The 25,225-nt window shown below is 71.3% G+C and carries 26 protein-coding genes and 2 tRNA genes; 13 read left to right on the top strand and 15 right to left on the bottom strand.

Going from position 1 to position 25,225, the window contains the following annotated elements; genetic code table 11:
* The first annotated feature begins 44 nt into the window (after nucleotides 1–44).
* The 3 genes from gluQRS (at nucleotide 45) to L8M95_RS12510 (ending at nucleotide 2,351) form a co-directional block, all read left to right on the top strand.
* Entirely contained in the window at nucleotides 45–968 is a 924-nt protein-coding gene (gene gluQRS, locus L8M95_RS12520; protein WP_260486458.1) for a tRNA glutamyl-Q(34) synthetase GluQRS, read from the top strand.
* Nucleotides 969–1,146: 178 nt separating this feature from the next.
* Nucleotides 1,147–1,989 carry a queuosine precursor transporter gene (locus L8M95_RS12515; RefSeq protein ID WP_396118819.1) on the top strand — a complete coding sequence of 281 codons (843 nt, stop codon included), beginning with the start codon at nucleotides 1,147–1,149 and terminating at the stop codon, nucleotides 1,987–1,989.
* A complete protein-coding gene (locus L8M95_RS12510; RefSeq protein WP_260486457.1) occupies nucleotides 1,986–2,351 on the top strand; it encodes a CHY zinc finger protein in 366 nt (121 codons plus the stop codon). The genes L8M95_RS12515 and L8M95_RS12510 overlap by 4 nt, the downstream gene beginning before the upstream one ends.
* 37 nt (nucleotides 2,352–2,388) lie before the next feature.
* On the opposite strand, the gene L8M95_RS12505 is transcribed toward L8M95_RS12510, so the two are convergent.
* Complete coding sequence (locus L8M95_RS12505; protein WP_260486456.1) at nucleotides 2,389–3,039, bottom strand: hypothetical protein; 651 nt, start codon at nucleotides 3,037–3,039, stop codon at nucleotides 2,389–2,391.
* 37 nt (nucleotides 3,040–3,076) lie between these two features.
* Nucleotides 3,077–4,354, bottom strand: coding sequence for a tRNA guanosine(34) transglycosylase Tgt (tgt, locus tag L8M95_RS12500; protein ID WP_260486455.1), 1,278 nt, complete (start codon nucleotides 4,352–4,354; stop codon nucleotides 3,077–3,079).
* 150 nt (nucleotides 4,355–4,504) lie between these two features.
* On the opposite strand from tgt, the gene L8M95_RS12495 reads away from it, so the two are divergent.
* The gene (locus tag L8M95_RS12495) at nucleotides 4,505–5,110 is read left to right on the top strand and encodes a TetR/AcrR family transcriptional regulator (protein WP_260486454.1); all 606 of its coding nucleotides are present in this window, start codon (nucleotides 4,505–4,507) and stop codon (nucleotides 5,108–5,110) included.
* 184 nt (nucleotides 5,111–5,294) lie between these two features.
* On the opposite strand, the gene L8M95_RS12490 is transcribed toward L8M95_RS12495, so the two are convergent.
* The 4 genes from L8M95_RS12490 to L8M95_RS12475 all read right to left on the bottom strand — a co-directional run bounded on the left by L8M95_RS12490 (nucleotide 5,295) and on the right by L8M95_RS12475 (nucleotide 6,874).
* Nucleotides 5,295–5,385 (bottom strand) — tRNA-Ser (locus tag L8M95_RS12490).
* A gap of 73 nt (nucleotides 5,386–5,458) precedes the next feature.
* Nucleotides 5,459–5,659, bottom strand: coding sequence for a CsbD family protein (locus L8M95_RS12485; RefSeq protein ID WP_260486453.1), 201 nt, complete (start codon nucleotides 5,657–5,659; stop codon nucleotides 5,459–5,461).
* Nucleotides 5,660–5,801: 142 nt separating this feature from the next.
* The gene (locus tag L8M95_RS12480; RefSeq protein ID WP_312027458.1) at nucleotides 5,802–6,281 is read right to left on the bottom strand and encodes a nucleoside deaminase; all 480 of its coding nucleotides are present in this window, start codon (nucleotides 6,279–6,281) and stop codon (nucleotides 5,802–5,804) included.
* A gap of 65 nt (nucleotides 6,282–6,346) precedes the next feature.
* Nucleotides 6,347–6,874 carry a tRNA adenosine deaminase-associated protein gene (locus tag L8M95_RS12475; RefSeq protein WP_260486452.1) on the bottom strand — a complete coding sequence of 176 codons (528 nt, stop codon included), beginning with the start codon at nucleotides 6,872–6,874 and terminating at the stop codon, nucleotides 6,347–6,349.
* 36 nt (nucleotides 6,875–6,910) lie between these two features.
* Between L8M95_RS12475 and L8M95_RS12470 the strand changes: the two genes are divergently transcribed.
* Nucleotides 6,911–7,867 carry a prephenate dehydrogenase gene (locus L8M95_RS12470; RefSeq protein ID WP_260486451.1) on the top strand — a complete coding sequence of 319 codons (957 nt, stop codon included), beginning with the start codon at nucleotides 6,911–6,913 and terminating at the stop codon, nucleotides 7,865–7,867.
* 51 nt (nucleotides 7,868–7,918) lie between these two features.
* Here L8M95_RS12470 and L8M95_RS12465 read toward each other — a convergent pair whose 3' ends face one another.
* Both L8M95_RS12465 and L8M95_RS12460 read right to left on the bottom strand, forming a co-directional pair.
* On the bottom strand, nucleotides 7,919–8,530 hold the full coding sequence (locus tag L8M95_RS12465; RefSeq protein ID WP_260486450.1) for a putative glycolipid-binding domain-containing protein: 612 nt from the start codon (nucleotides 8,528–8,530) through the stop codon (nucleotides 7,919–7,921).
* Nucleotides 8,531–8,625: 95 nt separating this feature from the next.
* Complete coding sequence (locus L8M95_RS12460) at nucleotides 8,626–10,038, bottom strand: cytochrome P450 (protein WP_260486449.1); 1,413 nt, start codon at nucleotides 10,036–10,038, stop codon at nucleotides 8,626–8,628.
* 149 nt (nucleotides 10,039–10,187) lie between these two features.
* Between L8M95_RS12460 and L8M95_RS12455 the strand changes: the two genes are divergently transcribed.
* The 3 genes from L8M95_RS12455 (at nucleotide 10,188) to L8M95_RS12445 (ending at nucleotide 12,255) form a co-directional block, all read left to right on the top strand.
* Nucleotides 10,188–10,817: a hypothetical protein gene (locus L8M95_RS12455; RefSeq protein ID WP_260486448.1), complete on the top strand. Its 630-nt coding sequence runs from the start codon at nucleotides 10,188–10,190 to the stop codon at nucleotides 10,815–10,817.
* A 92-nt stretch (nucleotides 10,818–10,909) separates the two neighbouring features.
* Nucleotides 10,910–11,632 carry a VIT family protein gene (locus L8M95_RS12450; protein ID WP_260486447.1) on the top strand — a complete coding sequence of 241 codons (723 nt, stop codon included), beginning with the start codon at nucleotides 10,910–10,912 and terminating at the stop codon, nucleotides 11,630–11,632.
* An 83-nt stretch (nucleotides 11,633–11,715) separates the two neighbouring features.
* Nucleotides 11,716–12,255 (top strand): PGPGW domain-containing protein, encoded by a 540-nt coding sequence (locus L8M95_RS12445; protein WP_260486446.1) that lies wholly within the window; start codon nucleotides 11,716–11,718, stop codon nucleotides 12,253–12,255.
* On the opposite strand, the gene L8M95_RS12440 is transcribed toward L8M95_RS12445, so the two are convergent.
* On the bottom strand, nucleotides 12,242–14,683 hold the full coding sequence (locus L8M95_RS12440; protein WP_260486445.1) for a glycoside hydrolase family 65 protein: 2,442 nt from the start codon (nucleotides 14,681–14,683) through the stop codon (nucleotides 12,242–12,244). The genes L8M95_RS12445 and L8M95_RS12440 overlap by 14 nt on opposite strands.
* A gap of 184 nt (nucleotides 14,684–14,867) precedes the next feature.
* Here L8M95_RS12440 and L8M95_RS12435 point away from each other — a divergent pair, with 184 nt between their 5' ends.
* Nucleotides 14,868–15,329: a hypothetical protein gene (locus tag L8M95_RS12435; RefSeq protein WP_260486444.1), complete on the top strand. Its 462-nt coding sequence runs from the start codon at nucleotides 14,868–14,870 to the stop codon at nucleotides 15,327–15,329.
* Here the strand turns inward: L8M95_RS12435 and L8M95_RS12430 are convergent.
* From L8M95_RS12430 to L8M95_RS12420, 3 genes are read right to left on the bottom strand one after another with little or no spacing between them, the layout of a single operon-like run.
* A complete protein-coding gene (locus L8M95_RS12430) occupies nucleotides 15,284–17,209 on the bottom strand; it encodes a DUF2339 domain-containing protein (RefSeq protein ID WP_260486443.1) in 1,926 nt (641 codons plus the stop codon). The two genes, L8M95_RS12435 and L8M95_RS12430, sit on opposite strands and share 46 nt — an antisense overlap.
* Before the next feature lie 40 nt (nucleotides 17,210–17,249).
* Nucleotides 17,250–18,239 carry an ADP-ribosylglycohydrolase family protein gene (locus tag L8M95_RS12425; protein WP_260486442.1) on the bottom strand — a complete coding sequence of 330 codons (990 nt, stop codon included), beginning with the start codon at nucleotides 18,237–18,239 and terminating at the stop codon, nucleotides 17,250–17,252.
* Nucleotides 18,239–19,081, bottom strand: coding sequence for a T3SS (YopN, CesT) and YbjN peptide-binding chaperone 1 (locus L8M95_RS12420; RefSeq protein WP_260486441.1), 843 nt, complete (start codon nucleotides 19,079–19,081; stop codon nucleotides 18,239–18,241). The genes L8M95_RS12425 and L8M95_RS12420 overlap by 1 nt, the downstream gene beginning before the upstream one ends.
* Nucleotides 19,082–19,151: 70 nt before the next feature.
* Here L8M95_RS12420 and L8M95_RS12415 point away from each other — a divergent pair, with 70 nt between their 5' ends.
* Complete coding sequence (locus L8M95_RS12415) at nucleotides 19,152–19,844, top strand: NrtR DNA-binding winged helix domain-containing protein (RefSeq protein ID WP_260486440.1); 693 nt, start codon at nucleotides 19,152–19,154, stop codon at nucleotides 19,842–19,844.
* Here the strand turns inward: L8M95_RS12415 and L8M95_RS12410 are convergent.
* Together L8M95_RS12410 and L8M95_RS12405 are read right to left on the bottom strand one after the other, a co-directional pair.
* A complete protein-coding gene (locus L8M95_RS12410; protein WP_260486439.1) occupies nucleotides 19,803–20,747 on the bottom strand; it encodes a DMT family transporter in 945 nt (314 codons plus the stop codon). The two genes, L8M95_RS12415 and L8M95_RS12410, sit on opposite strands and share 42 nt — an antisense overlap.
* Before the next feature lie 78 nt (nucleotides 20,748–20,825).
* The gene (locus L8M95_RS12405; protein WP_260486438.1) at nucleotides 20,826–22,319 is read right to left on the bottom strand and encodes a gamma-glutamyltransferase; all 1,494 of its coding nucleotides are present in this window, start codon (nucleotides 22,317–22,319) and stop codon (nucleotides 20,826–20,828) included.
* Nucleotides 22,320–22,744: 425 nt separating this feature from the next.
* On the opposite strand from L8M95_RS12405, the gene L8M95_RS12400 reads away from it, so the two are divergent.
* The 3 genes from L8M95_RS12400 (at nucleotide 22,745) to L8M95_RS12390 (ending at nucleotide 25,066) form a co-directional block, all read left to right on the top strand.
* Nucleotides 22,745–23,629 carry an oxygenase MpaB family protein gene (locus L8M95_RS12400; protein ID WP_260486437.1) on the top strand — a complete coding sequence of 295 codons (885 nt, stop codon included), beginning with the start codon at nucleotides 22,745–22,747 and terminating at the stop codon, nucleotides 23,627–23,629.
* A 106-nt stretch (nucleotides 23,630–23,735) separates the two neighbouring features.
* Nucleotides 23,736–24,080 (top strand): PadR family transcriptional regulator, encoded by a 345-nt coding sequence (locus tag L8M95_RS12395; RefSeq protein ID WP_260486436.1) that lies wholly within the window; start codon nucleotides 23,736–23,738, stop codon nucleotides 24,078–24,080.
* On the top strand, nucleotides 24,080–25,066 hold the full coding sequence (locus L8M95_RS12390) for an HAAS signaling domain-containing protein (RefSeq protein WP_260486435.1): 987 nt from the start codon (nucleotides 24,080–24,082) through the stop codon (nucleotides 25,064–25,066). The genes L8M95_RS12395 and L8M95_RS12390 overlap by 1 nt, the downstream gene beginning before the upstream one ends.
* A gap of 60 nt (nucleotides 25,067–25,126) precedes the next feature.
* Here the strand turns inward: L8M95_RS12390 and L8M95_RS12385 are convergent.
* Nucleotides 25,127–25,199, bottom strand: a tRNA-Arg gene (locus L8M95_RS12385).
* Nucleotides 25,200–25,225 lie beyond the last annotated feature (26 nt).

The following is a 25,225-nucleotide window of genomic DNA, read 5'->3' as shown; positions in this document are numbered from 1 at the left end:
CGCGCGGCCGACGAGTCCTCCCGCCAGCGTCCTACCCTGGTGTGGTGGACACCCCCGCCAGTTCCCTCCCCCCCGGCGCCGGCCGGTACGCGCCCAGCCCGTCGGGTGACCTGCACCTGGGCAATCTGCGCACCGCGGTGGCGGCGTGGGTCCTGGCCCGCGATTCGGGTCGTGCGTTCCGGATGCGCGTGGACGACCTCGACACCGCCCGCGCCCGCCCCGGTGTGGCCGAGCGTCAGCTCTCGGACCTGGCGGCGATCGGTATCGACTGGGACGGCGAGATCATGCGGGAGTCGGCTCGCGCGCACGCCTATGCCGCGGCGGCCGACCGGCTCGCCGATCAGAGTCTGGTCTACGAGTGCTACTGCTCGCGCCGAGAGATCGCGGAGGCCCCGCGCGCGCCGCACTCCCCGCCCGGGTCGTACCCGGGCACCTGCCGTGACCTGTCCGAGGCGGAGCGCGCGCGTCGTCGTGCGGCGCTCGGTCCGGGGCGGGTGCCGGCGCTGCGGCTGCGCGCGACGGTCGCGGAGTTGACGATCACCGACCTGGTCCACGGGCCGTACACGGGGGTCGTCGACGACGTGGTGCTGCGCCGCGGCGACGGCGTGTGGGCGTACAACCTCGCCGTCGTCGTCGACGATGCCGAGCAGGGCGTCGACCAGGTCGTGCGCGGCGAGGACCTGCTCTCCTCCACTCCCCGCCAGGCTCACCTCGCTGAGCTGCTGGGCCTGCCGCATCCGGAGTACGTGCACGTGCCGCTCGCGGTCAACGCCGCCGGAGAGCGCCTGGCCAAGCGGGACGGCGCGGTGACCCTGGCCGATCTGGCGCAGGAGGGGACGACGACGAGGGCCGCGGTCGCCCGGATCGTGGCCTCACTCGGTGGGCCGGAGGGCGCGGACTCGATCGAGGCGCTGCATGGGGTGGTCACCACCGAGTCCCTGCGGTCCGGCCCCTGGGTGGTGGCCTGATCGGCCGACGCGCGCCCAGCCGGGCCCGACCGCCTCATCGAAAAGAGCGTTCCGCGCAGACCCACTCGCACAACGCGTGCGGAAGCGACTTGTCGATCAACGGTGACGCGGCGCGACGCGGCCTATTCGGCAGGCAGGGATTCGGCATCGCGGTGGGCGGCGCGGATAATCGTCGTTCGTGACCACTTCCTCGCAGAATTCCGACCAGCTGGGGACTGGGCGGCCGGACGGGAACACTCCCGAGCCGGCGCCCAGAACCTCCTCCACCGCCTCCGCCGGTCTCCCCGGCCGCGCCGTGTTCGCCACCGTCGCCAGCCCGTACTACGGCTATCTCATCGCCCTGTTCGTCGGCGTGATGCTCATCAGCAACGTCACCGGAACCAAGGGCGTCCTCCTCTTCCCCGACCTGAGCTTCGAACTCGGGTTCCTCTCGATGGACGGGCTCGTCACCGACGGCGCCTTCCTGCTCTTCCCGCTGGCCTACGTGCTCGGCGACGTGATCAGTGAGGTGTACGGCTTCAAGGCGATGCGCCGCGTCGTGCTCTCCGGTTTCGCCGTGCTGGCCCTGGCAGCGTTGAGCTTCAGCCTGACCGTGCAGCTGCCGCCGGCCGACTTCTACGAGAACCAGGACGCGTTCGAGGCCGTCGCGGGGGTCATCCCGCAGTTCTTCCTCGCCGGCCTGGCCGGGTACGTCGTCGGTGAGCTGCTCAACTCCTACGTCCTGGTGTGGATGAAGCGCCGCACTGGTGAGCGGAGCCTGTGGGCGCGGCTCCTGGGGTCGACGGTGGTGGGCCAGCTCGCCGACACGCTGGTGTTCTGCACGATCGCGGCTCCGGCGCTGGGCATGGTGCTCGGCTCGGGCGACTACTGGAACTACGTCGTCATCGGCTTCGTCTGGAAGACCCTCGTCGAGGCGGTCCTGCTGCCGGTGACCTACGTGGTGATCGCATGGATCAAGAAGCGTGAGCCCAGCTATCAGGCTGCACTGTCGGGTTCCGCCCTGTCACACTCGGCGGTATGACCTCCGCTGACCGGGACGCAGACGACGGGCGCGACGCCGCCCGACCCGCCGCGGTGACGGTGCTCGGGGCGACGGTCGACGACCAGACCAGGTGCATCCACTACCGCGGCCCGCTCGACATCGTCGCGATCCGATTCCACTGCTGCGGCGAGTTCTATCCCTGCTTCCGCTGCCACGCCGAGACTGTCGATCACCCGATCTCGGCGTGGCCGACGGACCGGTTCGACGAGCACGCCATTCTGTGCGGGGCCTGCCGTTCGACGCTCTCGATCAGCAGCTACCTCGACGCCGACGCCTGCCCGTCGTGCGCCTCACCGTTCAATCCGGGTTGCTCGCTGCACCATTCGATCTACTTCGAGTGACGAGCCCCGGTTCTTCGTCCCGCCGCGGCCCGGGTCCCTACAACGATGCGCCCGGGAATCCGTCGGCTTCATTCATGGTCTTGATCACCGTGAGCAACACGCCGAGAACCAGCCGGGTGAGATCCTCCCGCTGGGCGAGATCCGCATCACGGCCGAGCTTGAGCGCGCGTTCCGCCGGCTCGGGGTCGGGAAGACCCCTGACCGCTGCCGCCAGGGCCTCCGACTCCGCGCGGCTGACCCCGAGAATCTTCGAATCGGACACGATCGTCTCGACGATGTCCCGCAGGACCGAGCCCTCCCTGTCGTCGAGCTGCGGGACGACGCGGACGATGTCGTCGTAGAGCCCCTCGACGTAGTCGTGGTCGTCCGGGTCTTGCTGGTCAAGGGAGGCGTCTTCGGCGACAGAACAGAGGAAGTCGAACAGCATCTGGTCGGCCGTGTAGGGCCCCGGCCAGAGGCCGAGGTGCTCGTCGAACGGTAGAGCGGCCGCGCGAGAGATCAGCTTTCCGGCCACCTCTTCTGCCCCGTCGACCATTCTGGCCAACGCCTTGTCCAGGAGATTGAACGCTGCCTCCATCGCCGCCTCGCTGACCGGCGCCAGCGCCCCGGTCTTGGAATCCGGGTGGAGCCCGTAGGCCGTTCGACGTGCCAGGTTCTCCTCGGACGTCAGCCTGCGGTCGTGTGCCATGCGCTCAGCTTGTCATCCGGAGCGGCTCGGCGTTCCGTCACCGCCCCGAGTAGTACCGCCCCAGGAACTGCTCCTTGTAGGCCACGTACTCGTCGGGCCCGGCCGCCATCGCCGCGCGCACCTCGTCGACCAGCCGCACCACAAAGGCGAGGTTGTGCAGCGTGAGCAGCGTGGAGCCGAGGAACTCCTTGGCCTTGAACAGGTGGTGCAGGTAGGCGCGGCTGTACTCGCGCGACACCTCGGACGGGCCCTCGGGGTCGAGCGGGGTGTGGTCGTGGCGGAACTGGGCGCGGGTGATGTTGACCCGCCCGTCGAGGGTGTAGATGCCGCCGTGGCGGGCGAGTCGGGTCGGCGCGACGCAGTCGAAGGTGTCGGCGCCGTTCTCCACGGCGGTGAAGATGTCGTCGGGCTCGCTGATCCCCAGGAGGTGGCGGGGCCGGTCCTCGGGCAGTTCCTCGGTGCACCAACCCACGATCGTGCCGAGGTTCTCCTTCTCCAGCGCACCGCCGATGCCGTAGCCGCCGAACCCCCGGCGCCCCTCGGCCTCGGCTCGCTCGCTCATCTCCACGAGCCCGCGCACGGCCTGCCGCCGCAGGTCCTCGAACTGCGCGCCCTGCACCACGCCCCACAGTGACTGTCCCGGCCGGTGGGTGCGCTCGGTCGACAGCCGCTCGTGCTCGTCGAGGCAGCGCAGCGCCCAGCGACGGGTCCGCTCCACCGAACGCTCCTGGTACGTCCGCGTGTTCATCAGCGTGGTGAGCTCATCGAAGGCGAACAGGATGTCGGCGCCCAGCGAGTGCTGGATCCGCATCGACACCTCGGGCGAGAAGCGGTGTCGCGAGCCGTCGAGGTGCGAGGTGAAGGTGACGCCGTCCTCATCGACCTTGGCCAGCCGGCCCTGCCCCTTGTTGGTGGCCGAGTCGTCGGGCGTGGCGCTCGCCGACATCTCGATGACCTTCTTGAACCCCACGCCCAGGCTCATCACCTGGAAGCCGCCCGAGTCGGTGTAGGTCGGTCCGGGCCAGCGCATGAACTCGCCCAGTCCGCCAGCGGCGTCGACGATCTCGTGGCCGGGTTGCAGGTACAGGTGGTACGCGTTGGCCAGCACCGCCTGGGCACCGGTCGAGCGGACCTGCTCGGGCGTGAGCGTCTTGACGGTGGCCTTGGTCCCCACCGGGATGAACGCGGGCGTGGCGATGTCACCGTGCGGGGTGTGGATGACACCCGTCCGTCCACCGGCGGTTCCGTCGAGGACCATCCGCTCGCCCACGTCGAAGGTGGTGGGGCGGAGCGTGGGCGAGCTGTTGTCCGGCATCGGTCCATCGTGGCATGGCGGTCGCGGATTGCGGACGTGACCCTAAGATGGAGGGGTACGTCGGCACGGGGGGCGTGATCGTCGGCGTCGGGGGCGCGACGAGCGCAGCTGAGTGAACGACGAGCGGGATGACGACGACGAGGTGGGGCGATGACCACATCAGGTGGCCGGAGGCTCTCCAAACACGAGCGCCGTTCGCAGCTGATCGTGTTGGGGATCCGTTTGCTGGAGACCGTGCCTTTCCATGCTCTGTCATTGGATGACGTGGCCGAGCGGGCCGGGGTGTCCCGCAGCCTGCTGTTCCATTACTTCCCCACCAAGCTGGACTACCTCACGGCGGTCGTGCGGGCGGCTGCCGACCACGTGCTGTCCCTGACCGAGATCCCGGAGGGGGCGCACGCCGCGGACAGTACTCGCGCGATCATCACGGCGCTGGTGCGCTACATCCAGCGGCGGCGGGACAACTACGTGGCGGTCCTGCGCTCCGGCAGGGCGGTGGATCCGGTGTTGGAGAAGGTCGTGGACGGCATGCACCGCACGATCAGCCTGCGGATCCTCGACAGCCTCGGGATGGCCGAACCGGGTCCGCTGGCGCTCGTGCTGACGCGGGCATGGCTGGCCGGCGTCGAGGAGTTGGCCCTGCTCGGCGAGGAGTCGGGGCTGCCGCAGGACGCGGTGATCGAGTCCGCGCTGGCGACGCTGAACGCGGTCGTCACGCTCCCGAACTTCGTCGCGGACTTCGCCGACCGTTCCTGACCGGCGGTCCCGTCCGCGCATCCGCGCGCTCCGGAATCATCCGGACGGTATATATCGCACACGGATGACTCTCAGTCGCGCGGCTGCGGCAAGGGGCGGCAAGGGCCGGAGGGGGCGGGGACTGCCCGCCTGTGACGAAAGGGCGAGAGCCCCGGACCTCTCTCGAGATCCGGGGCTCTCCCCGTGGCGGTGGCGGTGGGATTTGAACCCACGGTTGGGGGTTACCCAACACAGCATTTCGAGTGCTGCACCTTCGGCCGCTCGGACACGCCACCGCCGATCAGGCTACTTCACCAGTGGCCCCAGACGAAAATCGCCAGGCCAGCGGCGGGAATCCGCCTGTCCGGGTCAGTTGTTGCCGGTGAGCTTGCTCGCGGCCTCGTTGGCCTTGTCCTTGAGCTTCTCTGCGCCCTGCTTGACGTTGGCCGAACCCTGGTCCGCCTGGCCTTCGGCCTGCAGATCACGGTCACCCGTGGCGGCTCCGGCCGACTCCTTGGCGCGGCCACCCAGCTCCTCGGCCTTGTTCGAGAACTTGTCTCCCACTCCCATGTGGTGCTCCTCTCGATCGCGGCACCGGGACCCGGCGCCTCCTGACCTCCACCGTACGGAGACGCGGACAGGGCCTCCACCGCGCGCGGGTCACGATCGGGTCACCGCGGAGGCCCCGCATCGCGGCGGAACGCCCCCGCGGTCACCGCCGGGCGCGGAAGAACCCCTCGAGGATCGCGGCGCACTCGTCCTCGAGCACCCCGCCCCGCACCTCTGGACGGTGGACCAGGCGCCGGTCGCGGACCACGTCCCACAACGACCCGCACGCCCCGGTACGCGGCTCCCAGGCGCCGAAGACGATCCGTCCGACCCTCGCCGCGACCGCCGCGCCCGCGCACATCGTGCAGGGCTCCAGGGTGACCACGAGGGTGCAGTCCTCGAGACGCCACCCGTCGCCCAGCACCCCTGCGGCCTCGCGCAGGGCGAGGATCTCGGCGTGGGCGAACGGATCGCCGTCCGTTTCCCGGCGATTGGTGGCGGCGGACAGCTCCCGACCGTCCGGCCCCAGGACGATGGCGCCGACGGGGACGTCCGCGTCAGGGGTGGCGGCGGCGACGTCGAGCGCGCGCCGGACCAGCTCCTCGTCGGCCGCACGTGCGACTCCCCGGTGCGCGGGATCCACCGGCCCGGACGAACTCACGGGCACGGCGGCGTCACCACCACGACGAGCTCACGCACTCGGCGACCTCACGAGTCGGGCTGGTGCTGCTCGAACTCCTCGCCGAAGCCCATCCGCTCGGCCACCGACTGCAGCTGCTCATCGGCGTAGAGGTCGGTCTCGGAGACGATGATCTCCAGCACCCCGGCGGGCAGGCCCATGTCCTCGAGGATCGCCATGTCGCCCTCGCCCCACGGATCGGTCTCCTCGAGCTCCTCGTCGGTCATGTCGGGCACGTCCACGTTGAGCTCGTCCAGCACGTCCGCCGCGAGGTCGTAGTCCAGCGACGCGGTGGCGTCCGAGACCATGAGCCGCATCCCCGACGGGCCCGGGCGCAGGATGACGAAGAACTCGTGGTCCACGTCGATCATCCCGAACGACGGCCCCTCCGCTCGTAGCGACCGGACCTGCCGGGCCGCGTCGTCGAGGCTGGTGAGGGCGGCGTCGTCCAGTCGGGTGACCTGCCAGGATCCGCCGTCCTGGACCACCCCGAGTGCGATGCCGGTGACGGTGTCGTCGTCGGAGTCGCGGGCGAGTCGGTCGGAGCTGCTGGGCATGGGCTCAACCGTAGTCTGCTGTGAGAACCTTGTCAGGTGACGGTGACGGCGGACGTGTGCGTACTCGGGGTCGGTCTGATCGGCGGTTCACTCATGCGGGCCCTCGGCCCGGACCGCACCTTCGGATGGAACCGCTCCGCCGCAGGCGCCGGGTCCGCCACCGCCGCCGGTTTCGACGTCACCACGGATCTGCCCACCACACTCCGCCGGGCCGCGGAGACGGATGCCCTCGTCGTCGTCGGCGTCCCGCTCCCCGCCCTGGACGCGGTCCTGGGCGCGGTGGCCGAGCACGCCCCCACGGTCGCCCTCACCGACGTGATCAGCGTCAAGGGACCCGTCCTGGACGCGGTGCGACGCCGCGGACTGGACGGGCGGTTCGTCGGCGGGCACCCCATGGCCGGAACCGCGCACTCCGGCTGGGACGCCACCGACCCCGACCTCTTCCGCGGTGCCACGTGGCTCGTCGCGGCCGACGACGACGCCGACCCCGACACCTGGGGCCGGGTGGCGCGACTCGCCCTCGACTGCGGCGCGCGGGTGACCTCGGCGACCTCCGCCGACCACGACGGGGCGGTCGCCCGGATCTCGCACCTGGGGCACGTCCTGGCGGAGGCGTTGGCGCTGGCCGGCAGCCGCGGTGGAGACCTCGCGCTCGCCCTCGCGGCGGGGTCGTTCCGTGACGGCACCCGCGTCGCCGGGACCGCGCCCGACCTGGTGCGGGCGATCTGCGAACCCAACCGGGACGCACTGGTGGAGGTGCTGGACGAGTGCCTCGTCGACCTCGGGGCGGCGCGCGCGTCGCTGGCCGAGCGGGGAACGCTGGGACCGCTCGTCGACGACGGGAACCGTGCACGGCGCGCCTACGAGGACGCGCAGACCGACCGCGCCGGCCGGGAGTCACGGCCCGTGGAGGTCAGGCCGGGTGAGGCAGGGTGGCTCGAGGTGCTCCGGGAGGCGGGCGCCGCGGGTCGGGAGGTCACGCCCGCGGGCTGAGGCCGCTCAGGCCGGAGAGGCCGTCCAGGCCGTCCAGGCCGGAGAGACCGCTCAGGCCCGTCGACTGAGCCCGGGGACGTCGACGATCATGCCGTCGGAGTCGACCGTTGCGCTGGTCGACGCAGTGGCGGTGATGCCGTGGACCTGCTCGTCATCGCTGGAAAGCGTGACGGAGTCCTCGGTGACCTCGAGCGTCATGGAGTCCACCGAGAGCACCCGCACGTCGGCCGAGTCCGGCTGCGCGTGCAGGCCCAGACGCCGGATCATGACGCTGGCGAAGAACACGCTGTAGGTGACGTCCACGTCCACCACGCCGTCGCCACCCACGCGCGAACGCGTTCCGGAGGTGTCCTCGAGCAGCCAGGCGCCCTCGTCGTCGCAGACCAGGTCGATGCTGCGCTCGAACTCCTCGGTGGTGAGGGTCAGCCACACCCGGCGCAGGGTCGCGTCCGAGCCGATGACCGCCTCGTACTCGGCCGTGAAGGCGGGCTGTTCCGGGTGCGAGGCGGAGACGATCCGGCCGCGGGCGCGCGCGGAATCGCCCTTGGGAACGACGCGGACCTGCTCGATCAGTCTCCCGGTCTCGGAGATCCACGTGTACATACTGGCGACCGAGGCGCGCGGCGCTTCGGACTGCGGCGAGGGAGACGGAGAAGCGTTCACACCCTCCACGGTAGGAAAATCTCCACCGAAAAGCACATCTGAGTCCCGTTAACCACCTGATCACCACCCGTCACACGCCCGGGACGGCCCCCGGCTCAGCGCGGCCGCAGGTCCACCCGGGCACGGCGCCACGGGTACAGGGTGACGTTGCGGGACCTCGGCCACTCACGACCGCTGCCCACCGGCTCCAGCCGGTAGCGCTCCAGCACCTGCCGCAGGATGACCTGGCCCTCCATCATGGCGAACGACGCTCCGATGCAGCGTCGCGCGCCGCCGCCGAAGGGCAGCCACTCGGTGGGCGTGGGCACCTCGCCCAGGAACCGCGCCGGGTCGAAGTCACCGGGCCCCGGATAGGTGGCGGCGGCGCGGTGGGCCAGGACGATCGACGGCGAGAGGGTCACCCCGCGCGGGTAGGTGCGCCCGCCGACGGTGGCGGGTTCTTGCAGCTCCCGCATCACCATCGGCACCACCGGATGGAGCCGCAGGACCTCCTTGAGCACGGCGTCGAGGAACTCCGACCCGCGCTCGGCGATCTCGGCGACGCACCGGTCCTGGATGTGCGGGTGGCGGGCCAGTTCCAGCATCGACCACGCCATCGCGGTGGCCGTGGTCTCGTGCCCGGCCGCCACGAGGGTCATGAGCTGGTCGCGCAGCTCCTGGTCGGACAGCCCCTGCGCGTCGGCCGCCGAGGCGCGGACCAGCAACGCCAGGAGGTCCCGCCGCTCGGACAGCGCCGGGTCGAGGCGGGCCGCGGCGATCTCCTCCCCGAGGAACTCGTGGATGGTCTCCAGGTCCCGCACCTCCCGGCTCCACGGCCGGAACCTGCGCAGCGCCGGGATCCCCAGGCCGATCATCACCACCGGGCCGGCATCGACCGCCCGGGCGACGATCGGCCGCATGCGGTCCAGGCGCGCCGAGTCGGTCACCCCGAACACCACCCGCAGGATCACCTCGAGGGTGAGCTGGTTGAGCAGCACGTGGGCGCGGACGCGACCCGACCGCGGCCAGTGGTCCAACTGTTCGCGGGTGACCTCCTCGACGAGGGTGCGGTAGCCGTCGATCTCGCGCCGCCCGAACGCCGGCGCGAGCAACCGCCGGGCGCGCGCGTGCTCGTCGCCGTCCTGGAGGAGGAGGGAGTGCTCGCCGAGGAGAGGACGGAGCAGGTCGTTGCCCTTGCCGGCGTGGAAGACCGACGGCGAGCCGGCGAACACGTCCTTGATCTGCGCGGGCTCGGACACCGCGACGACCTTGCGCCCGGCAGGCATGAGATCGAGCGTGAACGGCACCCCGTAGCGCCGGGCCGCCGCCGGGAAGACGACGGCGGGCGCGGACAGGGCGAGCACCGCCTGCAGGATCCGCGGGAGCCGGGGGCCGGGTGGGAGACCGTCCCGCCCGATCCCAGCCTGCGTGGTCGGGCCCGGGCCCGCGTGACCGTCTGTCGGGCCGGGGCCCGCGTGACCGCGTGCCGGGCCGGGGCCCGCCTGATCGTGTGTCGCCTCACTGCGCATGGCCTTCACCGTACGAGCGGCACGACCCCGCCGCAGCGGGATCGTCCATGATCGGCGCCCGTCCCCGCACCCCTGTGTCACCCGCGGGTCGCCGGACGTTCACCGCGATCGTCGCCTCGTCGTCGTCGATCGGGTCTAGCGTGGTCCCCATGGCCGTGCTGCCCGTGGACCTGGACTCGACGCCCGACGACATCGCCTCACTCCTCGCCGTGGACGCCGCCGTGCGCGCGGCGGTGGGTCTCGACCCCCATCCGCCCGCCGCCGGCGCCCTGCACTGGACCGGCGCCGACGGGATGTGGATGGCGCTGCTGCGCCCGGGCGAGGGCCGCGCACTCCTGGCCGGTTGGCACCACGAGTTCTCCCTCACCGAGGGCAGCGGCAACACCGGGGAGGCCGGTACAGACCTCGTGGGGGACGCTCCCGGGTGGTGGCGCCGAGGAGTCGAGCACGCCCGCGCCCACGACGCCCACCTGGGCTTCCTGTACGGCTGGGACGGGTCCGGGTGGTGGCGGCTGGACCAGCCCGCCGACAACGGCTTCGACCCCGAACTGTTCCCCGTGACCCGCGCCGCCCTGCGGGACATCGTCGACGAGCTGGCCGACGACACCCTCCTCGACCCACCCGATCCCGACGCCGTCGAGGCGCTGCTCACCGTCGGGTCCGGTCTCACCGCGGCCGATCTGGGGGCGGTGCTCCACGCCCCCGACGGCTGGCCCGAGGTCGACCTCGACGCCGGTGCCCGGGCCGCCCACGAGTATCGCTCCGCGGTCACCGCCTAAGCCCCCGCGGTCGCGCCAGACGCGGAGAAATTGCAGGTAAGGATAGGCTTCCGACGCTTGTCGCCGGCTCGGGAGAGTTCTACCGTGGGACCATGAACGCCCCGGGCCCGACTCCGCACAGAGCAGTGGAACCCCATCGCCCGGAGATCGGCGACAAGCTCAACTGGCTCCGCGCCGCCGTCCTCGGCGCGAATGACGGACTCCTGTCGACCGCGGGACTCGTCCTGGGTGTGGCAGCGGCCACCACCGATCGGCCCGCGATCCTCATCGCGGGCGTGGCCAGCCTGGTCGCCGGCGCAGGCTCCATGGCGATCGGCGAGTACGTTTCCGTGAGCACCCAACGCGACACCGAGAAGGCACTCATCGTCAAGGAGGCCCGAGAACTCGAGGAGACGCCCGAGGCGGAGCTCGACGAGCTCGTCGGCCTGTACACCGCCAAGGGGTTGAGTGAGGAGACCGCCCGTCGGGTGGCCGAGGAACTCCACGCGGTCGATCCGCTGGCGGCCCACCTCGAGGCCGAACTCGGTATCGACGCCGAGGCGCTGACCAACCCCGTCAGTGCCGCCGTCTCCTCGGCGATCTCCTTCGCGCTCGGGGCCGTCATCCCCCTGCTGGCGATCTTCGCCCCGGCCACGCTCCGGGTGCCGGTGATCGGCGTCCTCACGTTGGTGGGCCTGATCCTCGCCGGGTTCATCTCGGCCCGGCTCGGGGGCGCGGATCCCCGCCCGGCGGTGCGCCGACTTGTGGTGGGGGGCGTCGCGGCCATGGTGGTGACCTACGGAATCGGGCTGCTCCTGGGGACCAGTGTCACCTGACCCCTCCGCTCCCCGCCCACTCCCAGCGCGGGACGCGGGGGGTTCGCCTGCATCGACGCCGCGAACTCTGTAACCATGGTCCGGTGAAACGACTCGGCTACGTGGCGGTGCGGCGCCTCGCGCTCGAGACCCTCGGGTGGACGCTCATCGTTCTGGGGATCGCCGCGCTGTTCCTCCCGGGCCCCGGGCTCCTCATGTTGTTCGCCGGGACCGTCGTGCTCTCGCGTCAGTACGAGTGGTTCGACAGGCGCCTCCTGTCGATCAAGCGCGTGGCGATGGAGGGCGCCTCCCGCGGGGTCCAGTCGTGGCCCAAGATCGCGGGATCGCTGCTCGGCGTGGCGTGGTTGCTGGGGCTCGGGATCTTCTGGGGCATCGGCTCGGCGGTGCCGACGTGGTGGCCGCTCCCGGTCGACCTGTGGCTGATCGGCGGCTGGGGCACCGGCGGCACGCTCATCTTCTCCGGCCTCGTCGGGTTCGCCCTGCTCGTGTACGCGTTCCGCCGGTTCCGCGGCAACCCCTACGACCACGAGGCCGAGGTCGTGCACGACCGGCAGCGCCGCGAGGAACGTCGCCGGGCGCGGGCTGCACGCCGTCGGGCCCGCACCGGCCTCACCCCAGGCTGAACTTCTCCTCGCCGCCCACCTCGACCAACCGCTGCTCCCCGCGCACGCACACGCGCACCGGGGTCGCGTCGATCACCCCGTCGCGGTGGCGGACCACCACCTCGTCGCGCATCACCGTCACGGTCAGCGGCGAGCGCAGGTAGGTCATGTGGAACGAGACCCCGTCGATGCCGCCGGGCAGGTTCGGGTCGAACTGCAGCATCCCGCTCTCGACCCGCATCCCGGCGTAGAAGCGCTGCACCAGGTCGACGGTGCCGGACATGACCCCCATGTGGATGCCCTCGCGGGTCGTCCCGCCCTGGATGTCGTGCACGTCGCTGCCCAGTGCGACCTTGAACCGCTCCCAGGAACTGTCCGGGTCGAAGCGGGCGAGGACGCCGGCGTGGGTGACGTAGGACAGGGTCGACCCGTGGGAGGTGCGGCGGTCGTAGTAGTTGATCGTGCGCTGCGCGGAGTCGTCGGGGAACTCGTACCCGAGTCGCTTGAACACCCGGCGCAGCTCGTCGTCGCTGAACAGGAAGAACAGCATCACCGCGTCGGCCTGCTTGGCCAGCTTGTACCGGTCCGGGGTGTCACCCTCGGCCTTGAGGATCCGGTCGAGCCGCTGGATGTTGCCGTACGTGGCGCGGTATCCCTCCCAGTCCAGCTCCTCCAGCTCCTCGTAGCCCTCGAACTGACTGATGATCCCGTCGTGGAACGGGACGAACATCTTGTGACTCATGTCCTTCCACCGGACGATCTCCTCGTCGCGCAGTTCGAGCCGGGCGCGGACGGCGCCGGCCTGGGGTGCCGGCAGCAGGTCGAGCAGGTGCGCGGCGATGTCGCAGATCCACGCCACGAAGACGTTGGTGTAGGCGTTGTTGCGCAGCCCGCCCTCGGACGCGCCCGGGTACTTCTCGTGGTATTCGTCCGGGCCCATCACGCCGTGGATCTCGTACCGCCCGCGTTCCGCGTTGAAGTGCGCGATGGACGACCAGAACCGCGCGATGCCGAGCATCATCTCCGCGGCCCGGAACTCGAGGAACATCGTGTCCTCGGTGACGGTGACGTACTGCCAGAGGTTGTAGAAGATCGCGGCGCTGACGTGGCGCTGGTTGTGCGACAGGTCGATGTCCCACCGCCCCGACATCGGGTTGAGGTGGAGTTCCTGGGTCTGCTCCGTGCCGAGTGATCCGCTCTGCCACGGGAACATGAACCCCTCGTACCCCGCCGCCACCGCGGCGACCCGCGCCTCGGACTGCCGCCGGTAGCGGTACATGAGCAGACTCCGGGTCACAGCCGGGAGCCGGAAGGTCAGGAACGGGAAGACGAACAGCTCGTCCCAGAACACGTGACCGCGGTAGGCCTCGCCGTTGATCCCCCGCGCGGGCACACCCGCGTCGAGGTCGGAGGTGTTGTGCGAGCACGTCTGCAGGATGTGGCTGATGTGGACCCGCAGCAGGTGCTGGGCGTCGTCGTCGCCGAACACGCGCAGGTCACACGCCTGCCACAACCGCTCCCAGGACTCACGGTGGTGCGCATACGCCGCCCCGAACGGGCGCGAGCGCGACGCCGACCGCGACGCGCGCAGGAGTGTGTCCCCCGTGGCCGGGTCTCGCGAGGTGAACAGGGCGACCGACTTCTCGATCGTGGTGGGGACGTCGCGCTCCAACTCCACGTGGAGGGTCTGTTGGATGTAGTCCGATGTCCGGAAGTCGCGGCGGACCACGTCGCGCTCGCGGCCGCCGCTCGAGACGAGGGTCCGCGCCGCGACGCCGATGTTCACCTCGGACTGCCGGGTGCGCACCTTGAGCGCCATCATCTCGGGTTGCGGGAAGACGGTGCTCCCCGGACGCAGGTGATCGCTCTCGAGCTGCCGGTAGCGGGGTACGCCGTCGTTGATGACGCGCCCGTCGAGTGCGGTCACGATCTCCGCCCGGCCGGACCAGTTCAGCGGGGTGATCGTCCACTCCAGGTAGGCGTGGTGCATGCTCGCCATCGACGCGAACCGTCGGCTCACCAGTTCGGTCTCCCGCCCCTCCCTGTCTCGGAATCGGAGCCGACGGGTGAGCAGCGCCGACCGCAGGTCGAGCTCGTGGTGGTAGTCGAGCAGTTCGATCTCGGACAGGCGCAGCACCTCGGCCCCGCCGATGCGGAGCTTGAGCGGCAGCCAGTTGGGCAGGTTGACCAGGTCCTCGTTGTGAACCGGTACGCCGCCGAGCATGGTGGTCGCGCGGTTGTAGAGGCCGTGGACGTAGGTGCCCGGGTAGTGGACCCCGTCGCTGTCCTCCCATTCGGCGGCGCCGCGGGTGGACATGTACCCGTTGCCGGTCGAGGTGAGGGTCTCGCGCAGGCCCTCCTCACCGGGGTCGAACCCGTCGTAGGACAGCGAGAAGGCCTCGTCCTTGTCGTCCGGGGAGGCTGCTCGTCCGGTAAGTGAGGTGGTCACACGCCCGACACTAACCAGTTCGCCCGCCCGGGGACGACGGTCCGGCGAGACGGTTGCCGAGATCGTCATCCGGACGAGACCCGACGTTCACGGGTCTGCGATATGATCCACGTCACAGTCGGGACGGTTCGGGGCCGCGCCGCGATCCCTCTTGTCGACCGTCTCCGTCGGACAGGGGTTCATCATGACCGTTCAGCTCATCGAGATCACCGAGGACGTCGCCGACCGGCTCCAGATCCTCACCACACCGACGGCCTGCCAGGTCGGCGATGCGCGCATGATCATCATCGATCTGCTCGGTTCCGGGCCGTCGTGGCCGTTGTCCGTCCTGGTCGATCACGTCTGTACCTCCTACGAGGCCCCGGACGGCGAACGCCTCATGGTCGACCTGCGTGACCGCGAGGGTCTGGCCGACCATGTCCTACGTGACGAGCCCGCACTGCGCCACGTGACGTGGGTCCGCGCCACGCGGCTGGCACTGCGGGAGCTGACCGACGCCGGCGAGGTGGTGTGGAGCCTGCCCTCCGACGACCCGGACGAGGTCGACCACCCGGAGGTCGAGGTGCTGATGTCCGGCGCCCAGCCGCGCGCTTTCCGCGTCTACGTCGGAGACCCACTGCCCGACGGTTCGGTCTCCTTGCGGTAGCGCACCGCCACCGCGAGCATCACCGCGCCGACCGCGATGAACGACAGGACGCGGAACAGCCCCGGCAGGGTGGCCAGGTCGAGGAGGAGCAGCTTGGCCAGCGCGAGTGCGCCCAGGACGAAGCCCAGCCTGCGGGCGTCGGCGATGCGCGCCGTCGAGGTGAGGACCAACCAGGCGGCGCAGCAGATCCACAGCACCGTCACCACCAGGTGCGCGGCGAGGTATCCGTTCCGGGCCGCGCCGGTCAGGCCACCGATCACCACACCGGCGGCAACCACCATCACCGAGAGACCCGCCAGCGCGACGACGGCACCCACCATCACCACGCGCGTCGATTCGCGGGGCAGGCGGCGACGCGCCCACCACGTCACGGCGACCGCCAGCGCCGTGATCGCGAACGCGGAGACCACGTCCCAGTAGGTGAACTCCCGGACCGCGAGCCGTTCGCTCAGCGCGAGGTGCGGCCGGTTGACGGCCGCGTAGACGAGCACCGCGATCGCGGCCGCGGCCCCGGCCACCCAGTCCACCCACCGCCGCCCCCACAGGCCGGCCGCCACGACGTAGGCCAGGGCGCTCAGGGTCAGAGCGAACCCGGTCAGCTCCCGTCCGCCCAGTTCCACCCACGTCAGCAGTAGCAGCGCGCTCCCGACGACCCCGGTGACCGCGGAGAGCAGCACGTGCGTGCGGTCGCGGCCGGCACGGCCGGCGAGGACGGCGACGGCGAGGTAGGCCGCGGCGAGGACCAACCCGACCGGCCATCCGGGCCGGAGAAGGTGGGTGGCCGGCAGGAGGGCGAGGGGCAACGCGGTGGGGACGACGACGAGGGCGGCGTTTTCCAGTGCCGGACTGCGGCGGGCGGTGTCGAACCAGGCCACCCCCACGCCCACGGTGGCAAAGACGAGCGCGCTCACGATGAGCGCGATCTGGTCGCCGCGACCGAGGAGGGCCGCCTGCGAGAGGTAACCGGTGAGCAGGAACCCGGGCAGGACGGACCACACCACGCGGACGGCCACCCCGAGGTCGGCCGCGAGCACCGCGGTGGCGATGCCGACGATCGCGACGAAGACCGGCAGTTCGACGCCGGTGGAGATGAGGGGTGCCAGCAGCATCGTGCCGGCGGAGACCAGGCAGGCGAGCAGCCCGGAGGACCACCGCCCGGCGAGGGCCATCCCGCCGAGCGCGAGCCCCCCGACGAACATGTACGCGGCCGGGACGGGGATCCACAGGTAGAGCGTGGTGCTGGCGATGACGTCGAGCATCGCCGCGGCCAGGCCGGTCCCGACCAGGGCGAGGGCACCGGGGTTGACCGGCGCGTCGGCCGTCGGTTCGGTTGCGGTCGTGGGCTCGTGGCGGGACTGCAGCCGCAGGCCGAGCCCGATGAGCACCGCCGCCAGGACCGCCGCGGCGATGACGCGGGCGAGTGGCGGGAACAGCCCGGCCTGGATGGCCACGACCAGCAGGAACGCGATCCCGGCGAGCATGACCGCTCCGCCGATCGCGGCGATGACGGTGGCGGCGGTGATACGCGGCGCCCGTCGCGGCGTCTGTCGTGACGCCGGCTCCGCGGGCTGCTGCCACGGCCGGTCGGGGTGCGCACGGCCCCCGGGCGGCGCGGGTGCCACGTAGTGCCCGGGGGGCTCGTTCCGCCCCGGCGGACGCCACGGCCCGCCCGGGTGTGGCGGAGCGGGCGTCCCCTGCGACGGGGCGCCCGCCCGCCACGGCGACTCCCCCTGTGGCGACTGCCCGGCCATCGCGGGACCGGCCTGGCGACCGAGCGCCGACAGCCCGGCGCGGACCTCCGCGACGTCCGCGCTGATGCGTCCGAGCCGGGCGTCGAGGTCGGCGAGAGCACGCTGCAGGTCGGGCTGCTGGGGGTTCACCCCTGAATCATCTCCCGCACGGGCCCGGGCGTCCACGGGCTCACCGACGCGGGCCCCGGTCCGCCGCGGTGCCGGCCGCAGCGTGGGCCAGTGCGACGAGGTCGTCCCCCGTCAGACCCGGGTAACCGTGGCACATGCTCCGCCACTGCGCGGGCACGGCCGTCGCGCCCCACCGCGCGCCCAGCAGGCCGCCGGCGATCGCGGCGACCGTGTCCGTGTCGCCGCCGATGCCGATGGCCGTGACCAGTGAGTCGGCGAGGTGACGCCCGGGATCCGCGGCGGGGATCGGCGTGTGGTGGATCGCCGACCAGGCGGACTGCAGTGCTGTCACCACCCAACCGTTGCGGCGGAACCGTTCGGGCGGCCCCTGTTCGGCCTCGTCGATGCAGGACGCCCAGTACTCCCGGTCGGGCTCGTCGAGGTGCTCCAGTCCGCCGCGGAGGTCGAGCACCTGCTCCCGCACGGCCCGGTCGATGGCCAACGACCACAGGACGCAGGCCTGTCCGGTGCGCGGATCGGAGTGGGTCAGGTCACTCACGCCCGCAGCGGCCCGGGCCACGGCGACGGGATCGCCGAGGTGCGCCAGGGCGACGGGGGCCGTGCGCATGAGGGAGCCGTTGCCGGCCGAGTGGTGACTCCGCCGGAAGTGCTCCCCGGCCGCCTCCCGCGCCGCGGCCGCCGTCGGCGCCGGTCCCGCAGCCCGCAGCACGGCGGCGGTCTGGTTGCCGATGTCCGGCGGACCGGAGTCGTACCAGCGGCCGAAGTTCCGGGCGACCTCCGACAGCGGTTCGTCATCGAGCAGGCCACGCCCCTGGGCGGCCACCTCGAGTACGCACCACGCCATGGAGGTGTCGTCTGTCCACTCCCCCGGCGCGAAACCGCCCAGGCCGCCGCCGATCATCCGGGGGCCGTCGGGGCCGAGCGGCGCCGAGCCGTACTCGTAGCCGGCGCCGAGAGCGTCACCCACTGCGGTCCCCAGCATCACGCCGGCGACCCGGTCGCCCCATGCCGATCCTGCGTTGTCCGTCATCACGCCGCCTTCCCTCCGAGCCGGTACGCCAGCTCATCCCTGTTCTGCTCGAGATCCCTCGCGAAGGCGCGCAGCATGCCTTCGAGGTTGTCCGCCGACAGGGGGCGGGTGGGAAGCGTGAGCCTCTGGAACACGTCGCGGCCACTGAGGTACCAGGTGCTCCACATCCCCTTGCCGTTGAGCAGGTCCACCTCGACGGCGGTGTTGCGCCGGCTGTAGACGCCCCGGACCACGAGGGCCCAGGCCTGGATGAGGCCTCCGTCGGGACTGAAGATGACGAACACCCTGGTCCCGGCGACGGTGAAGGACACGTCCCCGTCGTCGTCGATGGCCGGCTCCTGCCCGAACGACGTCCTCACCGCGTCCACCACCGTCGGACGCAGGACGTCCGGGCCACCCCGGACCCCGCCGGCGGCGCGACCGGTCGGTCCGCCCACCTCCTCGGGAGCCGGGCCCGCGAGCCCGAGGGCCCCGGCCAGTTCGACCGCACCGCGACCGTCCGCCCGCGCCGTGAACAGCTGCGGGTGTGGCAGCCGCAGGTCCTCGCGCGCCACGCGGACGATCGCCTCGGCCAGCGCGAACGCCCCGTCGGGGCCGGCGCTGACCACGACCTCCTCCGCCGCGGTACTGCCGGCGATCCCGCGGGTGACCCACATGAACCCCCGCTCGCGGTCCGCCCGGATGACGAGCTGCTGACTCCAACCCTCCGGACCCGGCGGCGCCACCAGCGCCAACGCCTCGCCGTCCCCGACGGCACCGATCCGCAGGATCAGCGTGTCCAGGAACATGCCCCAGGCGCACTCGGTGGCCTCGCTCATGTCGTCGTCTCGTTGCCTTCTCATGACCCCTCCACTTCTTTAGCACTCTCAACGCGCTAAATGTTAGCACGCCGATCGCGCTAAAGTGAAGACCATGTCCGATCTCGAGAAATTCCCCCGGCCCGCCGTGGCCGTGGACCTGGCGATCCTCACCGTGACGGGGGCCGGCGGCACCGACCCCGAGCTGCGGGTCCTCACCCAGCCGCGCACCGATCCGGACGGCCGCGCACTCCCCGGCGCCTTCCTCCGTGAGCGGACGACCGTCGCCGAGACCGCCGACCACGTCCTCCGCGAGAAGGTGAAGATCACCCCGCACGAGACCATCCGCCCCCGCCTGCTGCGACTCTTCGACGACCCGGATCGGGACGAGCGGACATGGGCCGTCTCGGTCGCGCACTCACTCCCCCTGCCCGAGTCCGCGCTGACCGGAGCGGACGGCGAGCTCACGAGGGTCACGGCCGACGGTCGGCTCGACGGCGTCTCCTCACTGCTGTTCGACCACGACGCGATCGTCGACGCCGCGATCCGTGACGTCCGCGAGCGCTACGAGATCCGACTGCGCTACGTCGACGTGGGTCCCGACCCCGACGGATTCTTGCCCGAACCGTTCACGCTGCTCCAGCTGCGCCGGGTGCACGAGGCGGTGATCGGCGAGGAGTTGCACAAGGACAACTTCGCCCGGCGGATGCGGCCGCACCTGGAACCCGTCCTGGACGACGACGGCGAGGTGGCCCTGTCCACGGCCCTACGCGGCCGCCCGGCCGCGCTCTTCCGACGTACGCGCTGACCTGTCACGCACCACCCGGGACCGCAACACCAGGGTCACGCCGACCGCACTGATCGCCATCCCCACCACCGCGAGGAGGGTGATCGGGACACCGAACATGAGCCACACCCAGACCATGGTCGTGGGCGGGGTGAGGTAGAGCAGCACGCTGGCGACGGTGGCGCCACGGGTGCGGGTGACGAACACGAAGAGGACATACCCGCACAGGGTGGACAGGAACACCAACCAGGCCACCGCCGCCCAGAAGTCGGGGTCGGCCACGGGCGCCGCCTGGCCGGTCACCAGTGCCGCCGACATCAGGGTGATCCCCGCGACGACGGACTGCATGGTGATCGACTGCAGCAGCGTCTCGGTGGGCCGCAGACGCTGCGTGAGGACCGTGCCCGTCGCCAGGCTGAGCATGCCCGCCGCCGGGAACAGGTACGCCCACCACGGGGCGGCGCCCGCGTCGAGACCGCCCGAGACCACCACCACGACGCCCGCCATCCCGAGGACCATGCCGACCCACATGCCGGCCGTCGTGCGCTCACCCAGGACCCTGCCCGCCACCGTGGCCACGAGCAGCGGCTGGAGCGCGGCGATGAGCGCCGCGGTCCCGCCGTCGACGCCGCGAGAGACCCCCTCGAAGATCATGAACAGGAAGAACGCCTGACTGAACAGACCCAACACGGCCTGCCGCGTCCACGCCGCGCGATCGGTCAACCGCACACCCAGCGCGAGGCAGACCGTCACCAACAGCACGCCGAGGATCGAGAACCGCCAGCCCAACAACTGCAGCGGGGTGCCACCGGCCCGGATCCCGAGTTCCGCGCCGACGTAGCCCGAGCTCCACATGAGCACCAATGCCACCGACGCCAGATGGCCGGCGTTGCGGCGGAGCGCCTCTCGCGCGGGCTGAGCCATCGGCACAGCCTAGGAAATGCGCGACCTCGTCGTCGTCGTACTCCGGCCCCCACCCCCGACCGGGCCGCGGCGCGCGGCTCACCCCTCCGCGTCGACGATCACCGTCCCGGCCTCGAGCCGGGTGTCCGTGGGGCCGGAGACCGTCCGGGTCTCGTAGTCGATCTCCAGCGCCTGGACCGATCCGAAGAGCCCCCCGGGGGACGGCGAGACCTCCCAGCCCAGCGCCCCGACCCCCCGCGCCGCCGGTGAACCCAGCAACGCCGACTCCACGACGAGGGTCCGCGACGCGCCGTCGAACCGGAACCGCGGGGCCGCCACCGCCTCCTCCAGCGACTGGCCGAGCAGCGCCCACCGGGTGAGGGTGTTGGCGAGGACGCTCAGGATGTTCGCCCCGCCCGGCGTGCCGAGGCCCAGAACCGGCCGGCCCCGGTCGTCCAGCACCAGGGTCGGGTTGGACCACGTCACCGATCGCCTGCCCGGCTCGGGCTGGTTCCGCGGGGAGTCCACCGTGTCGAACCGGCTGAGCTGGTCGTTGAGGAAGAACCCGCCGACCTCCGTCCCCGAACCCCAGAACTGGGTGAGGGTATTGGTCATCGACACCACCGTGCCGCTGCTGTCGACGACCGTGAGGTGGGTCGTGTTCCCTGGCTTCTCCAGGTTCTCACCCCTCGGCGCGGGGGGCACCGCGCCACCGACGAGCTCGGCGTTCCTGACCGGGTCGACCAGCTCGTCGACGGGCACGTCGGTGAAGGCCGGGTCGCCCAGCTCCGTCCGCACGGTCCGCTCGCCGATGAGCCACGCCTCGGAGAGGCGCCGGACGTACTCCGTCGACTCCGGGTCGACCTCCGAGATCCCCTGGCTCTCCAACACCTGCAGCATCTGGATGAGCGCGACTCCGGGCAGGGCCGGCGCCCCCGAGACCACCTCGTAGTCGCCCACCGGGCCCTGCGGGGGTTCGCTGCGCTGCACCGCGTACCGCTCCAGCGAGGTCGGGTCGATCCCCTCGATCACGGTGAGCCGGTCCGCGATCCGGCCGGTGTAGAAACTCTCCGGCCCCTCGTTCTGGAGTGTGCGGAGGGTGGCGCCGAGTTCGGCCTGGACCAGGGTGTCGCCGACCCGCAGCGGCACACCACCCGGAGAGAACTGCTCGAGACCTGAGACCGCAGCTGCTCCACCGACGGCGACCCTCGAGGTGAGCGCACCGGTGGCCGGAACGCCGCCCTCGGCCATCCGCGCGGCAGGCTCCAGCAGCTCGGCCCACTCGAGGGTGCCGTGCCGGGCGTGGAGCTCCGCCATCCCGGCGACGAAACCGGGGATACCCGTGTTGGTCGGTGGGATGACGCCGTCGGCGGCGACGACCTCGCGGTAGTCGAACGCCTCCGGAGCCGCGTCCCGGGTCGCGACCAGAGCCGAGCCACCACCTCCCACCCCCGAGGCGTAGGGCTCGACGACCGAGACGGCGAACGCGGCGGCGAGCGCGGCGTCCACCGCGGTGCCCCCGGCCTCGAGCATCTCCATCCCGGCCCCGGCGGCGAGCGGATGCCCGGCGTTCACTCCCTGCTGGGACAGCATCGCGGGTTCGGGTATGCGCTCCGGCTCAACGGAGGCCGGGTTATCCGGGGGACCCCCAGGGCTGTCATCGGTCCCCGCACATCCCGAGAGGGTCAGCGCCGCGGCGACCAGGGACCCGAGGAACCGATGCCCGACCCGCCGGGGTCGCCGTAGACCGTAGGTTCGCATCGCCGCACCCACTTCGCCCTCGCTCGTCAACGCCCGGACGCCGCCAACGCTAGGGGACCATCCCGGCGATGACCACCGTGGTCGGCGGCGCCGGGTGCCGGGTGACGCCCGGTGCCGCGCCGTTCCCGGTGGTATCCGCCGACGCGGAGTGTGAAGGACTTATTATTGTCCGGGCTGGTCGAGATCTCGGCCACCGCTCCCGACCCCCGATTTCCCGAACCCCCGAACCTCCGCTCCCCCGAACCGAAAGCGACTCCATGCCCGACACCCACGTCCCCCTCCGACTCTCCGACGCTCCCCGCGCCGATGACGGGTACTACGGCCCCGACAGCGTCTCCTGGCGGGTGTTCTCGGACCCCGCCTCGGGGCTCGGCGCGAAGAACGCGCTCTTCCTCCAGATGCTCGAGCCGGGCATGATGACCCACTTCGAGCGGGTGTCGTTGACCAGCGAAGGCGCCGATGAGATGGCCGCGAGGTTCGACCGCACGGCCGCCTACCTGCGGGATTCGGTCTTCGCCGACACCGCCCACGCGGATGCGGCGGCCACGCGCGTCGACCACCTCCACGAGCAGGCGAGTTGGACCGACCCCGAGACCGGCGAGGTGGTCAGCGCCAAGCAGCCCGAGTGGATGCGGTGGACGTGGTGGACGTACATCTGGTCCGCGGTGCGCGGCTACCAGGAGTTCGGGCCGGGACTGTCGACCTCCGACGCGAACCGCGTGGTGGTGGAGTCCCACCGCGGCGCGAAGCAACTGCACGTGCCGGGCCCCTACTTCGAGACCTTCGCCGAAGTCGACCAGTACGTCAGCGACGGCCTCAACACCAAGGCGTTGACCATCTTCGCGGCGATGGCCGGCCACTCGCTGCGCCACCCTGACGTAAAGGGGCCGGTGGCCAAGTGGGTCACCCGACAGATCCTCAACGGCGTGCTGTCGCTACTGCCCGAACAGGCCAAGCTGTTCTTCGCCGTGGAGGACCGCAGCGCCAAGGAGTTCGCCCGCGGCGCCCGGTTCACCAAGCTGGTCGCCACGCTGGCGCGGAAGAACCGGACCGCCGAGGACCTCATCGCGCAGGCGATCGGCGAGTCCGTCGCGGCGCCCTATCAGCGGGTGCGGGTCAAGAAGACCAGGGCCGCGGCATAGATCCCCATCCCCACGCTTTTCCAGGAACGCGGTCGGCCCGATGGGCCGGCCGCGTTTATGCTGTGCCCCATTTACATAGTGTGTGACACACACTAACGTGTCCGTCATGGTCGACGACGGGGACACGGCACTGGGCACCCACCTACAGGAGATCCGGCGGGGGTCGGTGGTCCTGGCGAGCCTGTTGGCCTGCCGGACGCCCAGGTACGGGTACGCGCTGCTCACCACGCTGGCCGAGGCGGGCATCGTCACCGAGGCCAACACCCTCTACCCGTTGTTGCGCCGCCTCGAGGGGCAGGGACTGCTCACCTCGACCTGGCGCACCGAGGAACCCAGACCCCGCAAGTACTACGAGACCACCGCGCTCGGCACCGAGACCGCCGAGCGTCTGCACTCCGAATGGCTGGCGCTGGGCGCCGGTTACACCGATCTGCGAAAGGCGGACGCGTGATGTCCACACTGACCGATCGCTACATCTCCGAGGTGGTCCGCCACCTCCCGGAGGACCAGCGCGGCGACATTTCCTCGGAGATCGCCGCGACCATCGACGACATGGTGGCCGCGGAACCCGACGCCGGGAACGGCGCCGGCGAGACGGCCGCGCGCGACTCCGCCGAACGCGCGGTCCTGACGCGCCTCGGCGATCCGGCCGAACTCGCGCGCCGCTACTCGGGCGCTCCCCGGTATCTCGTGGGCCCCGGGATCTATCCGGTCTGGGCACGGGTGCTGCGGTGGCTCCTCCCGGTGGTGGGCGTCATCGCGGCGCTGGCCGGCGGGATCCTCTACATCTCGACCACCCCGGAGCCGGAGCTCGGCGGCCTCATCGGCCAGCTCATCAGCTCCGTGGCCGGCGCCCTGCTGTGGGCCTTCGCGGCGTGGACGCTCGTGGTGGTGATAGTCGAACGGACCACCCCCGAGGGCGGACGGAGCCCGCTCACCACCCCCGCCTGGGACCCGGCACACCTGGACGGGCCCCGGGGCGGGGCAGAGACCCGCGTCGACGCGGTCGTGTCCCTGGTGATGCTGGCCATCCTGGCCGCCGTGCCGTTCGTCCCGTCGACGTTCCTGTACATCGGCCACCTCAACGGCGGCGAACCACTGGTGAACCCCGACATCCCCACCGGATGGCTCGCCGGGTACCTGCTGCTGCTCGGCGCGCTCGCACTCGTTCAGGTGTGGCGCCTGGTGCGGCCTGGCCACACCCGGGTCCGGCTCGGGGTCGAGGTGGCCGTCGACGTGGCCTTCGGCGCCTTTCTCACGGTCCTGGTCCTGGTCCATGACCAGGTGATCCACCCCGACCTCGTCGCGACGGACCACGGCGGCACGGCGGCCACCGCGATCCGGTGGAGCCTCGTCGCCACGATCTGGGCAGTCGTGGTCTGGGACCAGGTCGAGACCCTGCGCGCCCATCGGCGGGACACCGCGATCGTCGCGTGAGCGCGGCACCCCGGAAAATGACGAACGCCCCCGTCCGCGTGGACGGGGGCGTTCTCACTGTGCGCCCGAAGGGACTCGAACCCCTAACCTCTTGATCCGTAGTCAAGTGCTCTATCCATTGAGCTACGGGCGCATTATTCTTCTGTCGTGCCAGATATC

This window comes from Dietzia sp. B32 (assembly GCF_024732245.1).
In the GTDB taxonomy this organism is placed as follows: domain Bacteria; phylum Actinomycetota; class Actinomycetes; order Mycobacteriales; family Mycobacteriaceae; genus Dietzia.
The sequence above is the reverse complement of the archived record's forward strand: the minus strand, read 5'-3'. Positions and strand labels throughout refer to the sequence as shown.

Bases quoted from the DNA above. Each gene is read 5' to 3' on its own strand.
- L8M95_RS12435 (WP_260486444.1), top strand. From the start codon at position 14,868: ATGACCGTTCAGCTCATCGAGATCACCGAGGACGTCGCCGACCGGCTC.
- L8M95_RS12410 (WP_260486439.1), bottom strand. From the start codon at position 20,747: ATGGCTCAGCCCGCGCGAGAGGCGCTCCGCCGCAACGCCGGCCATCTG.
- L8M95_RS12395 (WP_260486436.1), top strand. From the start codon at position 23,736: ATGGTCGACGACGGGGACACGGCACTGGGCACCCACCTACAGGAGATC.
- L8M95_RS12495 (WP_260486454.1), top strand. From the start codon at position 4,505: ATGACCACATCAGGTGGCCGGAGGCTCTCCAAACACGAGCGCCGTTCG.
- tgt (WP_260486455.1), bottom strand. From the start codon at position 4,354: ATGCCGGACAACAGCTCGCCCACGCTCCGCCCCACCACCTTCGACGTG.
- L8M95_RS12450 (WP_260486447.1), top strand. From the start codon at position 10,910: ATGAACGCCCCGGGCCCGACTCCGCACAGAGCAGTGGAACCCCATCGC.
- L8M95_RS12400 (WP_260486437.1), top strand. From the start codon at position 22,745: ATGCCCGACACCCACGTCCCCCTCCGACTCTCCGACGCTCCCCGCGCC.
- L8M95_RS12425 (WP_260486442.1), bottom strand. From the start codon at position 18,239: ATGACGGACAACGCAGGATCGGCATGGGGCGACCGGGTCGCCGGCGTG.
- L8M95_RS12475 (WP_260486452.1), bottom strand. From the start codon at position 6,874: ATGCCCAGCAGCTCCGACCGACTCGCCCGCGACTCCGACGACGACACC.
- L8M95_RS12505 (WP_260486456.1), bottom strand. From the start codon at position 3,039: ATGGCACACGACCGCAGGCTGACGTCCGAGGAGAACCTGGCACGTCGA.
- L8M95_RS12455 (WP_260486448.1), top strand. From the start codon at position 10,188: ATGGCCGTGCTGCCCGTGGACCTGGACTCGACGCCCGACGACATCGCC.
- L8M95_RS12405 (WP_260486438.1), bottom strand. From the start codon at position 22,319: ATGCTGTCCCAGCAGGGAGTGAACGCCGGGCATCCGCTCGCCGCCGGG.
- L8M95_RS12390 (WP_260486435.1), top strand. From the start codon at position 24,080: ATGTCCACACTGACCGATCGCTACATCTCCGAGGTGGTCCGCCACCTC.
- L8M95_RS12485 (WP_260486453.1), bottom strand. From the start codon at position 5,659: ATGGGAGTGGGAGACAAGTTCTCGAACAAGGCCGAGGAGCTGGGTGGC.
- L8M95_RS12420 (WP_260486441.1), bottom strand. From the start codon at position 19,081: ATGAGAAGGCAACGAGACGACGACATGAGCGAGGCCACCGAGTGCGCC.
- L8M95_RS12510 (WP_260486457.1), top strand. From the start codon at position 1,986: ATGACCTCCGCTGACCGGGACGCAGACGACGGGCGCGACGCCGCCCGA.
- L8M95_RS12415 (WP_260486440.1), top strand. From the start codon at position 19,152: ATGTCCGATCTCGAGAAATTCCCCCGGCCCGCCGTGGCCGTGGACCTG.
- L8M95_RS12460 (WP_260486449.1), bottom strand. From the start codon at position 10,038: ATGCGCAGTGAGGCGACACACGATCAGGCGGGCCCCGGCCCGGCACGC.